The organism is Algoriphagus sp. (assembly GCF_024305035.1).
In the GTDB taxonomy this organism is placed as follows: Bacteria; Bacteroidota; Bacteroidia; order Cytophagales; family Cyclobacteriaceae; genus Algoriphagus.
The window spans coordinates 16,494-31,112 of record NZ_JAMWZB010000037.1 but is presented as its reverse complement, the minus strand read 5'-3'; the positions used below and the strand labels follow the sequence as shown (position 1 = coordinate 31,112).

General features: G+C 41.4%; 8 protein-coding genes. 4 read left to right on the top strand and 4 right to left on the bottom strand.

What is annotated here, in order from left to right:
• Nucleotides 1–336 precede the first annotated feature (336 nt).
• Nucleotides 337–1,899 (top strand): hypothetical protein, encoded by a 1,563-nt coding sequence (locus Q0L00_RS17425; protein WP_297338174.1) that lies wholly within the window; start codon nt 337–339, stop codon nt 1,897–1,899.
• A 2-nt stretch (nt 1,900–1,901) separates the two neighbouring features.
• Here the strand turns inward: Q0L00_RS17425 and Q0L00_RS17420 are convergent, their stop codons facing one another.
• Nucleotides 1,902–2,513: a hypothetical protein gene (locus tag Q0L00_RS17420; protein ID WP_297338173.1), complete on the bottom strand. Its 612-nt coding sequence runs from the start codon at nt 2,511–2,513 to the stop codon at nt 1,902–1,904.
• A gap of 122 nt (nt 2,514–2,635) precedes the next feature.
• Between Q0L00_RS17420 and smc the strand changes: the two genes are divergently transcribed.
• A complete protein-coding gene (gene smc, locus Q0L00_RS17415) occupies nt 2,636–6,175 on the top strand; it encodes a chromosome segregation protein SMC (protein WP_297338172.1) in 3,540 nt (1,179 codons plus the stop codon).
• Between the two features lie 132 nt (nt 6,176–6,307).
• Here smc and Q0L00_RS17410 read toward each other — a convergent pair whose 3' ends face one another.
• The gene (locus Q0L00_RS17410) at nt 6,308–6,757 is read right to left on the bottom strand and encodes a GNAT family N-acetyltransferase (RefSeq protein ID WP_297338171.1); all 450 of its coding nucleotides are present in this window, start codon (nt 6,755–6,757) and stop codon (nt 6,308–6,310) included.
• Nucleotides 6,758–7,515: 758 nt separating this feature from the next.
• Here Q0L00_RS17410 and Q0L00_RS17405 point away from each other — a divergent pair.
• Nucleotides 7,516–8,097 (top strand): DUF4136 domain-containing protein, encoded by a 582-nt coding sequence (locus Q0L00_RS17405; RefSeq protein ID WP_297338170.1) that lies wholly within the window; start codon nt 7,516–7,518, stop codon nt 8,095–8,097.
• Nucleotides 8,098–8,819: 722 nt separating this feature from the next.
• On the opposite strand, the gene Q0L00_RS17400 is transcribed toward Q0L00_RS17405, so the two are convergent.
• Nucleotides 8,820–10,040 (bottom strand): hypothetical protein, encoded by a 1,221-nt coding sequence (locus Q0L00_RS17400; protein WP_297338169.1) that lies wholly within the window; start codon nt 10,038–10,040, stop codon nt 8,820–8,822.
• Nucleotides 10,037–10,579 carry a TlpA disulfide reductase family protein gene (locus Q0L00_RS17395; protein ID WP_297338168.1) on the bottom strand — a complete coding sequence of 181 codons (543 nt, stop codon included), beginning with the start codon at nt 10,577–10,579 and terminating at the stop codon, nt 10,037–10,039. Before Q0L00_RS17395 ends, Q0L00_RS17400 begins: the two co-directional genes overlap by 4 nt.
• A gap of 528 nt (nt 10,580–11,107) precedes the next feature.
• Between Q0L00_RS17395 and Q0L00_RS17390 the strand changes: the two genes are divergently transcribed.
• Nucleotides 11,108–14,359 carry a DUF5689 domain-containing protein gene (locus Q0L00_RS17390; protein WP_297338167.1) on the top strand — a complete coding sequence of 1,084 codons (3,252 nt, stop codon included), beginning with the start codon at nt 11,108–11,110 and terminating at the stop codon, nt 14,357–14,359.
• Nucleotides 14,360–14,619 lie beyond the last annotated feature (260 nt).

The window sequence follows — 14,619 nt, the reverse complement described above, 5'->3', positions numbered from 1 at the left end:
GTCACACCACTGGGATGATTAGAATTGCGAGATTCCATCTGATGGCTAAAAAGCAAATTATAATTAGATGAAATCGAGCATGACTAAAGAGACACACAGAGGGATGATCATAATAAACGCGAAGATTCCATATGACCGCTAAAAAACAATTATAAACAGATGAAATCGAGCATGATGTACCCGTCACACACTGGGATGATTAGAATTGCGAGATTCCATCTGATGGCTAAAAAGCAAATTATAAACAGATGAAATCGAGCATGACGTACCCGTCACACACCGGGATGATTAGAATTGCGAGATTCCATATGGCCGCTAAAAAACAATTATAAACAGATGAAAAATCAGCAGAAAAGCTGGACTTTTGGCCTGCTTGGGCTTGCATTTTTAGGCCTGTATTGGTGGCTTGGATTTGACGGGATTACCTTCTCGGATGATGTTTATTACATGCTGGCGGGAAAGGAATTCTGGACAGGGGATTTTCAAGTCAATGCTCATCACTTTTCCAGTCGATGGGGAGCCTATATCCCTGCTGGATTAATGGGGCTAATCTTTGGATTTTCACCTCAAGCCATGTCCTTAGTTTCTCTTCTCAGTTATGGAATTTCCTTGATTTTACTTTTAAAAATCTTACCCAAGGGACAATCTCCCTTGATCTTAACATGTTGGTTTGTTACACAGGTATATTTCCTTCATTTTTTGACCAAGGTATACCCAGATAGTCTTTTGGTTGCTTGCATTTCCCTAGCCCTTTTTTCGGTTTCCAAAAGAATAAACCATTCCCCATGGAATGGAGTTTTGTTGAGTTTAGCTCTATTTCTAGGGTTTGTCACCAAAGAAACCATTGTTTTCCTTTTCCCCCTTCCTTTTCTTTTATTCTATTTTGACTTAAAGTCAAAAAAAATAAATTGGGGCTTTTATCAGAGTTTAGCTTTAAGTGGAATAGTACTATTTACCCTATATTTAAGTTATTTCTGGCTAACATTTGGAGACCCTTTCTATCGAATATCTTCCATCAATGCAGGACATTACATTTCCGAATTTACCTATGCAGACAAGGGTTGGAAGGCCATTATGGAACGGCTGACGATTACACCCTTTTTGACCTTTGTGGAGCGAAATTATTGGCCTTGGTTGGTTTTCGCCTTACCTGGATTAATCCGATGCTTGAAATCAAAAGATCAAGAAGGATTCGAAATTGGATTAGGTTTTCTTTTGTTAATGCTGGGCTTTTGGTTGATGAGTTCGACCCTGGATTTTTACAATCCCATTTACCTCAATCCTAGACATCTAATAATTCTGATTCCCACGCTCGCCTATCTGATCAGTATGGGTTGGAATTTTTGGACTGTTTCCACTCGGTGGAAACAAGCCCTAACTCTAGCCTTACTTTTCGGTTTGGGCGTCAGCCTGTTTCAACAGGACTTTAAAAATGCCGGATTTCTTGCGGCATTTATTCCTATCGTATGGATCAAAAAAAGTACATTCCAAAATCCGATTTTAGTCATTTTACTGGGATTACCCACCTTGATTTCGATCTCCTACCAGAAGGAAACCAAAGAGTATGATTCCTTCATTTCTACTTTCAATAAAAGCGTTCAAAGCACTGAAAAGGAAACGATTATATTGGTTAATAATTTTGTTTATTTCAGTAAGGATATTCTTTTTCCTCAAAAAAATCAAACCCATAATTGGGTAGCCATTGAGAAAGTAGATTCCTTGCGAAATGTAGGACCCGGAAAGTTGAAGGTCATGCTTTATTCGTACTATCGCCATGCCTACCCCAAAGAAGAGAAGGATGTGGTTGCTTTGGAAAAATGGCTGGAGAACGATTTTATACTGATAGATTCCGTTCAAAAAGGAAAAGTAACTATTCGGAGTTTTCAGAGCGTGGAGTGAACTCAGAAATGCTTTCGATCCAATATTTCTTTCAGTACCAGGGCTTCTTTGACCGAGTTTGGATTCCTTAACAGGGAAGCATATTTACTTTTTCGAGACGCTGATGGCCTATGGTAAGGATCTGATTCCACCGACTGAATGTCCGGAATCCCGGGAGAAGATTTTTTTCCTTTGAAATCTATATTTTCAAAGGCGCCCTCATAGTACTGAATTTCATCATCTTGCTCTTCAAGGCTTCGATAACGGGTTTTAGGTTTTTCTGATTCCTTGATTTTAGCCTCTTCGTACTGGGAGGAATAGACTGGTTTGGGCGCAGGCTCAGGTACGGGTTGGGGCTTGGGTTTTTGCTCTTGCTCACCGCGAATTTCCCGAAGTAAATCTTCAAAGGTAACCTCTTGTTGCGGTTTCCCTTCCGGAATATCCATATCCTGCTCGGGCAGCTTTTTTTTTCGAGTAGCCTGATAGATAAAGTAAGCCAAAACCGCTACGATGTAAACTATATTCCCCAAATCCATGCTTGAAAGTACTCTAAAATCTTCAGTGGCACAAATTAAAAAATTTGCTCCAACAGTTCGAGCCCCAAATTTCGGGTGGAAGGTTCCAGACTGATCCAAGCAATTCAAATTGGAGTGCTAGGGCCTGAATCCGCGCTAAACCCTATTTAGAAACACCCTTTCCTTCAATCTTTCAATTTTTCCTACTATTTTGTTTGCTTTTACAAGGAGGAAAAAAATACATGCTACTTAGTAAACTGGAGATCAAGGGCTTTAAGAGTTTTGGGGACCGAATGGTCATCAATTTTGACAAGGGAATCACCGGCGTGGTGGGCCCCAATGGTTGTGGAAAGTCCAATGTCGTCGATGCCATCCGCTGGGTTCTCGGAGAGCAAAAAACCCGGATGCTGCGCTCCGATAAGATGGAAAACGTCATCTTCAATGGGACCAAAAATCGAAAAGCTTCCAACTTGGCTGAGGTTTCCCTCACCTTTGAAAATACCAAAAACCTCCTTCCTACCGAGTACACTCACGTCACCATAACCCGTCGCTATTACCGATCCGGAGAAAGCGAATACCAAATTAACGGCGTCACCTGCCGGCTTAAAGACATCACCAACCTGTTTATGGATACGGGAATCAACTCCAATTCCTACGCCATCATTGAACTGAAGATGATCGACGAACTCCTCAATGACAAAAACAACTCCCGCCGGGAGCTTTTCGAGGAGGCGGCGGGAATCTCCAAATTCAAAACCCGCAAAAAGGAAACCTTGCGTAAATTGGAAGATACCGATGCCGATCTGGACCGAGTCGAGGATGTACTTTATGAAATCGATAAAAACCTCAAATCTCTTGAAAAACAGGCTAAACAAGCTGCCAAGTACTTTGATATTAAAAAAGAATACAAGGCCGCGTCCATAAATCTTGCTAAAAAAAGCATCGAGAAGTATTCCAAGTCTTTAATTGATTCCAATGAGAAAATTCAGAAAGAATCTGACCGAAAACTCGAAGTCCAATCCCGAATTGCCGATCAGGAAGCCATGCTTTCCCAACTCAAGACCGAACTGATTTCTAAAGAAAAATTACTCGCTTCCCGGCAGAAAACGCTCAATGAGCATGTCCATAAAATCCGTTCGTTCGAGTCGGAGAAAAAAATCAAAAACGAACGCCTGAGATTTCTGGAAGACCGTTCCCAGAAACTTCGCGAACAAATCGATGCCGATCGCAAATCCAACGACCGGGCCGGATTTTCCATTCGTTCCCTCCAGCAGGAAAAGGAATCCGCTGAAAAAATGTTGGCCGAAAAGGAGCTGATCGTCTCTGAACTTCGAGAGGCTTTTGATTCCCAAAAATTAATCCAAGCCGATAAACAACAGCGTCAGAAAAGTTTTCAAGCCCGCTACGAGCAACTCAAAGAGCGTGTTTATCAGCTTAATAAGGACTTGGAGATCAAGCAAATTCAACTTTCTACACTCAAGCAGGAATTGGAACGAACCTCCTCCGATGATTCTCATCAGGAAGCTTCCCTGGTGGATTTTGAAGCAAAAATTGTAGACTTTAAAGCGCAGTTGGATACCGAAACGGCCGAATACGACCAGCTTAAAGCCAAGCAGGAGGACCTAGATCAGAAAATCGAAGAGTCCAATCGGGTCATTGAAATGATTCGGGAGGAATTGACCACTTCCTCGCGAAAACTTGATTCCAAACAAAACGAATTCAACCTCACCAAATCCCTGGTGGAGAATCTAGAAGGATTTCCTGAGGCGATTAAGTTTTTGAAGAAAAACTCCTCTTGGGGAAAAGATATCCCCCTACTTTCTGACTTGCTTACCACGGATGAAAAATATCGTGTCACCATCGAAAATTACCTCGAGGGCTACATGAATTACTATGTGGTCGATACCGAAGCCCAAGCCATTGCTGCCATTCATCTGCTATCAGATTCCTCGCGGGGTAAGGCCAATTTTTTCGTCTTAGAGCATTTTGAGCGCTTCAAACCCAGTCAGAGCAAATTGTTTTCCAATGCCATTGCGGCGACCGAGATTATCGAATTTGATGTAAAATACAGCCGTCTAATCAATTTTATTTTAGACAATGTCTACATCGTCCAGGGGGACTACAAGGATTTTCCGGTCGATAGTGAGTCAGTATTCATCTCAGAAAGTGGCAAATACACTAAACGTAAATTTTCCCTTTCTGGGGGTTCGGTGGGACTCTTTGAAGGAAAGCGAATCGGGAGGGCCAAGAATTTGGAAAAACTCGACAAAGAAATAAAAGAGCTTAACAAAAAAGTTTCCTCGACCCGCTCCAATCTGGATCAGAAGCTTTCTGATTTGATGAAGCTGAAAGAAATTTCCTACAAAAAGCAGATGGAAGAGAAGCAGGCAAGGATCAGCGAACTCAATCAATCCTATGTCTCGGTTCGCACCAAAAAAGAACAACTCGCCGAACTGCTCTCCTCCAATGCCAATAAACGGGAGGATATTTTGGATAAAATCGCCGAAATCGAGGAGAGCTTGACCCAGATTCAACCTACGCTTCTGGAAGAGCGAGGAGAGTTTGAGTCATTGGGGCAGGATTTAGAAGTGTTGACCGAGGAGGTCGAGCAGGAATCCCAATTGCTAACTGAAAAATCCCAGGCATTCAATCAGGAAAATATTCTATACCATCAGCAACTCAACCGGGTAAATAGTTTAGATCAAGAGATCGAATTCAAGCAAAATGCGTATGAATCTTCCAAAGAACGGATCGAAAAATCCCAGGCCGAACTTGCCCAACTGGATACTGAAATCAAGAGCTTGCTGGAAAACAATGAAATCAAGGATGATGAATTGATGGAATTGTACTCCGAAAAGGAAGGAATCGAGTTGGGGGTAAATGAAGCAGAAAAAGACTATTACGGAAGCCGTGGAATGATTGACGAAATCGACCAAAAGGTCCGAAGTCTGCAAAAAGGCAAGGAAAGCCATGATCAGATTTTGCAGGAACTCCAAAATCATATCAATGAAATCAAACTCAAAATGACCTCCATGAAGGAAAGATTGAGTGTGGAGTTTGAATTGGATCTGGACCAACTGATGGGGGAGAATCCCGAGCCCGATGCTGAATTTGCCGAGTTCAAGGAGGAAGAGTTGCGTAGTCTGGTCCAAAAGCATAAGGAAAAGCTCGAAAAAATGGGCCCCATCAATCCCATGGCGATGGAAGCCTACGATGAGATCAAGGAACGCCACAACTTTATTCAGGGGCAAAAAGAAGACTTGGTCAAGGCCAAGGAATCCTTATTGAATACCATTCAAGAAATTGATGAAGTGGCAAAGGAAACCTTCTTGGAGGCTTTTGAAAAGATCAAGGAAAACTTCGTCAAAGTCTTCCGAAGCCTATTTACCGAGCAGGACGATTGCGATGTAAAATTAACCGATCCGAGTAATCCATTGGAGAGCAGCATTGAAATCATGGCTAAACCTAAAGGGAAGCGTCCCCTGACCATCAATCAGCTTAGTGGTGGGGAAAAAACGCTGACTGCCACTTCCCTCCTGTTCTCAATTTACCTGCTGAAACCTGCTCCCTTCTGTATCTTCGACGAAGTGGATGCTCCCCTTGACGATGCCAACATTGACAAATTCAATCAGATCATTCAGAAATTCAGCCAAGAGAGTCAGTTCATCATAGTAACCCACAACAAGCGCACCATGGCTAGTACAGATATCATTTATGGGATTACCATGATTGAGGCCGGCGTATCAAGAGTGGTACCGGTAGATTTAAGGGAGTTGGCCTAAATGAGGTGAGTAAGATCTTAAATATAGAAGTTTGGAACCTTTGGTGATGTAGGTAGGAAAAAGAAGGCCGCTTGAGTTGGTAGATCTTTGCTTATGTCAATTCTCAAGGAGAAGAAAATTTGATTACGGCGATCAAGCCTTCTTCACCATCTCTATATGCTCGATGCCGTCCTCATCGTAGGTCTCTCCCTCGGATACAAATCCCAGAGACTTATAAAAATCCATTGCATAGGTTTGGGCTCCCAGCCGGATATCACAAGGGCCATAAAGTTTCTGACCATATTCGATCCCGAGTTCCATTACTTTTCTCCCTATTCCTTTTCCCCTGAATTCAGGGGAACTCACCACTCTTCCGATGGCAACTTCCGGATAAGAAAGCCCAGCCGGAACCAACCTACAATATCCAGCCAGTTGCTTATCTGCATAAAGCAGTAAATGATGACATTTTTGATCTTTATTGTCCTGATCCAAAAAAACGCAATTTTGCTCCACTACAAAGACCTCACTGCGCAGTCGAAGTAAGTGGTAAAGTTCCTGTACGCTAAGTTCATCAAATGCTTTGAAGGTATGGGAAAGATTCATTAGAAGATAGACTATAACTCGGAAAATTTAATTCGAAATCTACATGAGCTATTTATTTCGAGCGTCAAAAATACGTAAAATCATTCGTTTTGTCCCAGCTAAAACCTTCCCAAAAATTAGACTGAAACAAGTATAGACTACTTGTTATTCTCGTGTTTTAAACTCTGAGAAACGATTCTGAACTCAGATCCGAATTTCTCCAGCAATTGGAGAAAAACGATGGGGAGACTCAAAGAAAATCAATGACTACTCCTCTTCTCCTAAATCACAGGGATACCTAATCCAAAGGGGAATTGAAGCTTCATTGCTTCCTTGAGAAAAAGTTAAACCAGTAATGAAAAAAGAACGGTATCTCAGCCCAGTTAAGTAATCAAAAATGGCTGAAACGGAATACGGATTAATTCAACTCAATCACAAATCGAATATCCATTTCTTTTGGGTTTAAAGGAGTGAATTACTGAAAAAAGCATTCTTTTATGAAAAGAGCTATAATTTTAATTTTCTTGCTAGGATAAAAAATATATACATTCAAAAAGTCATTGATTAGAAATTTTAATCAATAAAATATAAATTCAAATTATTATTTCACTTAGAATTAAACCACGTAAATATTTATAGGTAAATATCAAAATAAATAAAACAATATGTTGAATATATTATTTAATCCAAATCAAATTTTACCCTAAATATTTTACATTACAACCTCAATGGATAAAAGCCGTGTACTCTAGTAATTGTTAACCAAATTTTGACTAAATATGAAATTTAATAAAATTTTAAACTCAACTTTACTATTAACTTTATTGTCTACCTCTTTAACTCTGGGACAAAAGACTTACACTGAGAAGAAAGAAAACGTAACATTAGATAATTATAAAACATATGACTGGGTTTACACTAAAGAAAGTATACCCGATGACAAGGTGCTCATTAACGGTGACATGGTTTTAGTATACAATAATTCTACCACAAATAAACACGTTAAAGATGCCATTGACATGCAAATGAAGGCGAAAGGATTTAGTCACGATGAAAATAATCCAGATATGTTGGTCAACTTCCACATTTTGGAATATCCAACAGAATTGAGAACTTACCGACTCAATAATGGTCAAGATTACTTAGGATTTGGCCCTAGATCGATGACTACTAAAATGGTGCCGGTAAAGGCTGGAACGGTCATAGTAAACTTTACCAATGCTGAATCAGGAGTGCATGTTTGGCAAGGATTTGCATCTGGAGCATTTGAAGTAGAAGAATTAAAAGATATATCAAAATTAGAAGCAAAAGTAATTTCCATATTTAACGATTGGAATTTTGACCCATTTAAAGTGGAGTAATAGATAGTATAAGTATAATTTAAAAGCGTGATTTAAATCACGCTTTTTTTATTTTATGTAGTCGAATTTCAATTGTTTTTTGGATTAAATTTTCTAGACCTGATTACGCCAAGAAAAAAATCTATCGGAAATTTCTTCCATCCCCATTTTTAACTCCGAAATTATCAAGATGCCAAGCTTGCCTTTTGTAAAATTAAAACAAAATATGGATAATGGATGAAATACCAAGCTTAAGAGGTCGACACACCAAGGCATGAATTTCTAGGGAATTTCATCTGTTTAAAATTTGTTCTTCAGAGGTCATCTGGAATCTCGCGGTTCTAATCATCCCGGTGTGTGACGAGTACGTCATGCTCGATTTCATCTGTTTATAATTGTTATTTAGCGGTCATATGGAATCTCACAGGGTGATCCTCATACCAGTGTGTGATGGGAACATCTTGCTCGATTTCATCTAGCCATTGAAATATGGCTCATAGACCATGGAATTAGTGCTTGTAATCCATCCAAAAACCATAAAAAAAGCGCAGCTCTCGCCACACTTCTGGGTTTTGGTTATAAACCAGAGGACTAAGTGCAAGATAACGTGTTTTTTTTGCTCAAAACTATTTTTCATATGCTCAAAAATGGATTTCAAAAATCACTTGCCAATCGAAAGAGGTGCAGCTTTCAAAATCCTTGATCTAACCCACTCCTACAGGCTGAAAGTGGATATCGTACTTTCAAAAAGAAGTTAAAGATTGATCGGCTAAAGCAAGTTGGGGTGTATTATTTTTAACCTCTGTCCAGGCAAAATATACTCGGTCTCCTAAGATTTCCATCTGAGGGAACCCGCTTTTTCTACTCGGATCCATGGCAGCAATTTGGTGTATTTGATACGCTTTGCCAGACAAATCCACCTTTTGTGCAACCAAGAAAGCACTGTCTTCCTCCATTTCCATCCAAGAGACCAATGCCGATTGATCATCAATTAGTTCGACATCAACCCTACCTAAGGGATTTGAATCGGAAATAACCAGAGCTTCGCTAAAATCCTTTCCTGAATTAGTTGAGAAAGCAAGCTTTACCATAGGTTTTGAGTCAGCGGCTGTAAACCAAGCGACAACCAACAGTTCACCATTTCCTGCTACCTTAGGACCATTGACAGGACATCCTGCGATTTCCCAGCCGTCTGCATGAATAATCTTAGGTTCACTCCACTTGCCCTTCACCAAACGGGTGATAGCAATATCTCGAATTTCCCGGTCAGATCGATTCCTGTACAAGACAACGGGGCCTTGCGCGGTCATCGCAGCTGTAGTTTGGCAACAATCACAAGTTTTTGCATCCAAAAGCTCGTCCCAATGAACAATTCCCTGAAAATCGACTTCAGCTGCCCGGATGCTCATAGCCCCAGCATGCGCTTCCTGACCGTGGCCACCTCCACCGGTATTTCTACCATCAAGCCAAGTCACCAAAAAAGTAGAATCTGAAAATGGAATACCCGAAACAAAACCATGCTCGGTTAAGGTGGAGTCTCCATGAAGTGGGAGATTCGTTTTCCATAGTGTTTCATTACTAGGAAGGACATTTATTTTAACATCGTAAGAAAAGGTGGCGGGAGAAGATTTTTGCAAATGATGAATCAACAAATTCCCCTGATTCTCAGTAATGGCAGGAAAATCCGCCCAATTCACAAACCAATCCGAACCTTTTGTAATCAGTTGGGGCTCTGTCCAGATTTCATGATCTATTGTCGAAAAATACAATTCTGAAATCGTGTCATTTGGATTGCTCACCCAAGATAAGAAAAGCGAAGAGTCATTGGAATAAAGGGAAGGAAGAGCCGCTGGGTTAGTACCAGGAAAGGACAGCTTTTGGAGCGTGGATAATTCTTCTTTTTGAGGCTGACAGGCCACCATACAAAAAAGAGTTAGCCATGCCATGAGTTGACTACATTTCATGGCTGATCGCTTTTTAAGTCTCCAAATGATTCGATTTTACTCCAATCAATTTTTCCAGAAATTCGATGAATCTGTTCCCCCTCTTCGTTTAGAATCAAAGTGGTAGGCAAAGCATAAATACCAAATTCGGAAAGCGACCCTTTACTTAATTGAATCAAGTTCAAACCGGTTTGAAATCTCTTCTGAAACTTTTCGATTAAACCCAATTCTTCATCCGAAGCAATAAGGAACTGGACATTTTCTTTTTCCAAACGGGGTTGAGCTTCGCGCAGGGAGGGAAATTCTTCAATGCAGGGCTTACACCACGTCGCCCAAAAATGCAAGACAATGGGCCTGCCTTTAAAATCAGAAAGATTGAACTTTTGCTGGTCCAGATCGGTAAATTCCGCTTCAAGCCTGAGCTTTCCCCTGCTATCTTCCCCGGAACCCGAAGCTTCTTTTGGTTGACAAGCTGGGAAGAAAAAGCAGCAAGCAAGAACAAAACGACAAACCCAAATTAGTTTAATTTCAAGGGTACTTTTTACTTGGCTAAAACTCATAAATGCTGGATGATGGGTTCTTAAAGATAGTTGGGAGCAATCATACTCACAATGAAAAAATGGCATATTATCAATGGACCTTGATATCCAAAAAGCTATTCCCTGTAGTTGATTGATTTTAGTCCAAATTTTTGAATTGGACATTGATTCGAAAAGGGCACAGGAAATACCCATTTCAGGTACTCGATACACAGGAGAACGATGATCTAGGGTATTTCATCTGACCTCTGAAAAACAAATTCTAGACGCATGAAATGCTTGGGAGAATAAATCTCAGATCAGGGGATGTTAATTCTGGGATTCGATCTGATCATCGAACTGAATAACCCCTTCTAATTTGCTGACAATGAACCGGACCATTCAATTTTCCGTCCCCTTATAGCTTCCTGAGGTTTGCCCCGTTGGTTTACAAAAGGACATTACTTTTTTGCAATGTTGTATGGAATAAATTTAACCTAATGGTAATTTTTGAACTGAAGAAAAAGGGAGAAATGGTAATATATTCGCTCTGTTAACAATCTTTCTTTTATGCAAAAAATTTTATTCAACATTTATTTTCTACTCTTTGGTTTACTGGCCGTTGCGGCAAATGCCCAAGAAGTATTCATCAATGAAATCCATTATGATAATAGTGGAACAGACGCCGGAGAGGCAATCGAAATTGCCGGACCGGCAGGGACAGATTTGACCGGATGGTCGATTGTTCTTTACAATGGGTCAAATGGATCTATATATAACACACGAGAACTTAGTGGTACTATTCCTAATTCGGGCAATGGCTATGGTTTTGTGTCGGAGATTTATCCATCGAATGGGATTCAAAATGGGGCTCCTGACGGATTGGCTTTGGTAAATGATGGCTCAGTAGTTCAATTTCTGAGCTATGAGGGCAGCTTTATTGCGGTGGGTGGTCCAGCAGATGGAATGAGCAGTGTGGATATTGGCGTGGAAGAGACTAGCAGTACCCCCATCGGTTTTTCCCTGCAACTCAAAGGGACAGGCAAGGTATACACTGATTTTTCATGGAGCTCTCCTACCGATGATACCTTCGGAAATCTAAACAAAGAACAGGAATTTAACTCCCCTCCTGTCCTTTTTATCAACGAATTTCACTACGACAACTCAGGGTCAGATGTAGAGGAAGGAATTGAAGTAGCCGGAACCGCAGGGTTGGATTTGGCTGGATATCGAATCTTTCTTTACAATGGTAATGGTGGATCTTCTTATGCCACCGAAGATCTCTCTGGCATTCTTCCTGACCAAGATCATGGCTATGGAACCAAATTTTTCCCTATTTCGGGCCTGCAAAACGGTTCACCGGATGGATTTGCCTTGGTCAGCCCAAATGATGAACTTCTACAATTTTTGAGCTATGAGGGCAACTTTATTGCCGTAGGTGGACCCGCTGATGGAATCCTCAGCGTAGACGTGGGTGTTTTTCAGCCTGGAACTACCACTATCGGGACTTCCCTTCAACTCCAAGGCAGCGGTTTCACCTATGCTGACTTCACCTGGTCAGAAACCTCAATTTCTAAAACCTATGATCAAGTCAATACCGGTCAAAGCTTTGGCGGAGTGGTCGTCGATCCGGATCCGGATCCGGATCCGGTAGTGATCACGATTGCGGAAGCCAGGCAAGCAGCACAGGGAACTGAAGTTTGGATTCAAGGGATTCTTACTGCCAGTGATGAGTTTGGAGGTCCTGCTTTCATCCAGGATGAGACCGCTGGTATTCCTGTATTTGATTCAGAGATCCATGGTAATGGAAAGTTCCAAATTGGAGATGAGCTTCGATTCTTTGGTACCCTGGGAGCGTTTAATCAACAAATTCAGCTTGGCAATGTACGGGAAGTTGAATTAATTAGTTCAGGAAATCCAGTGGAGGCACTGACTGTTTCCCTAGCTGAAATCAATGCGACTTTAGAGGGTCAACTGGTCCAAATTCCCAATGCTTCCTTTGAGTTGCCAAAAGGGCTGCTGTTCCCAGAAAGTAACTACACCATTACGGATGGCAACGGAGATCTGGAATTGCGAATAGATGGTCAAGTCAATAGCTTGGTAGGCCGAGTGATCCCAACTGAGCCGCAGACGATAACTGGGGTTTTGGGAAGCTTTAGAGGCACGCTTCAACTACTGCCCAGATTTATCGATGACCTTCCTGGCACCTCAGCATATGAGCCTGCTGGGTCTGATATTCCAGCCGAGGAGACTCTTGATGTGATGACCTGGAACATGGAGTTTTTTGGAGCAACAAATTCTGGTTTTGGTCCATCCAATGTAACCCTGCAGGCAGATAACGCTTTGAAATTATTCCAGGCAACCTTACCGGATGTGATCGCCGTGCAGGAAGTAAGTGATGAGGCATTACTTGCTGAGCTCATCAGTCAATTGCCCGGCTATGCGGTGCTTTGTTCGGATCGCTATTCCCGTTCGTTCGATGGGCCTGACTCCAATTTTCCACCACAAAAGCTTTGCTTGATTTACAATACGTCGGTTGTTGAGATTCAAGAAGAAAAAGTCCTGTTTGAGGCCCTCTATGATGAGGCGAGATTGGGAATGAATTCCCTATTGGATGAGTATCCAACCGGTTCCCCCTCCTCGTTCTGGTCGAGTGGTCGATTGCCTTGGTTGGTTTCCGCAGTGGTGGACATCAATGGAGTCAATGAAAAAATCAACTTCATCAATATCCATGGTAAATCCGGGTCTAGTAAGGAAGACTTGGCAAGAAAGCGATTTGACAATCAGGTTTTGAAGGATACCTTGGATGCTTTCTATTTACATGAAAATATCATCCTTTTGGGTGACTACAACGATGATTTGGATGAGTCCATTGGTGGTGGAGAAAGTACCTATTCGGTAATTCTTTCGGATCCGGATTTTGACGGAGTGACCCTTTCTTTAAGTGAGGCAGGGTTACGCTCTTTTCTTTTCAATGATAATGTGATTGATCACATTTCTATTTCCAATGAGTTATTTGACAATTACTTACCGGGTTCTGAATTCCTGTATTTGCCATTTGCACTCATTGAAAACTATGCAAATACTACCTCAGATCATTTGCCGGTTTCGGTCAGATTTGAAGCGGGAGATCCAATTGTTTCCGATGCCGGTGAAGGAGGCGTGGTTTACCTGGGTTATCCGCCATTAGCAGGTTTGATCTTGACCGCAGCAGAGGCAACAGGAGGAAGCGGATCATATACTTACAGTTGGAGTGATGGTCAGGTTGGTCAATCTATCTGGGTATTCCCAACCGAAACTACAACCTATACCCTGACTGTGACAGATCAGGTAGGCAATACATTCACAGATGAGGTTACCGTTTGTGTAGTGGATGTGAGAAGTGGAAAGAATTCAAACAAGGTAACCTTATGCATGCCTGCCGGAAATTCAGGGAAGACCAATACCCTTAGCGTAGCTGCAGCAGCTGTTCCCTCTTTCTTAGCTCGTGGGGCAAAACTGGGTGCTTGTGGCCAAACTCCCTGTGAAGATTTGAATTCAAAAGCAAACAGCCTTAATGATTTCGCTCAGGCCAAGATCATCACTTTCTACCCGAATCCGATAGAAGATAAGGTTTCAATAGAATTGGATCAGGCCATTGATGCGGCGGTCGCCTATGTGATTTATGACGAAAGTGGGACTATCCTGCAATCTGGAAATACCAGCTTTTCCAATGGAAAAATGAGTTTGGAAATTCACGGTCAAGGCTTCAAGAAAGGGATGTATTACCTACACTTGAATCAAGGTCAGGAAACCAAAATACTCAGATTACTGAAACGATAAGCTATTCCTAACCTTTTAAATTGAAAACCCGGCACAGTGAGCCGGGTTTTTTATTTGCCAGCCAAAAACTTCTTGATTTTAAATTTCAGCTTCAATGAACCGCTAACCTTAACATCCCTGCCGGCTTAATTTTTTTTCTATTCAATCAATTGATTTTCCAGATTTGAGGTACCAAGGAGATTACCCCATTCCTATTAAAACATAGGGTAGACTAACAGATCCAAATAAATTCCATCGATTTCAGATTACAAGAAATTGAA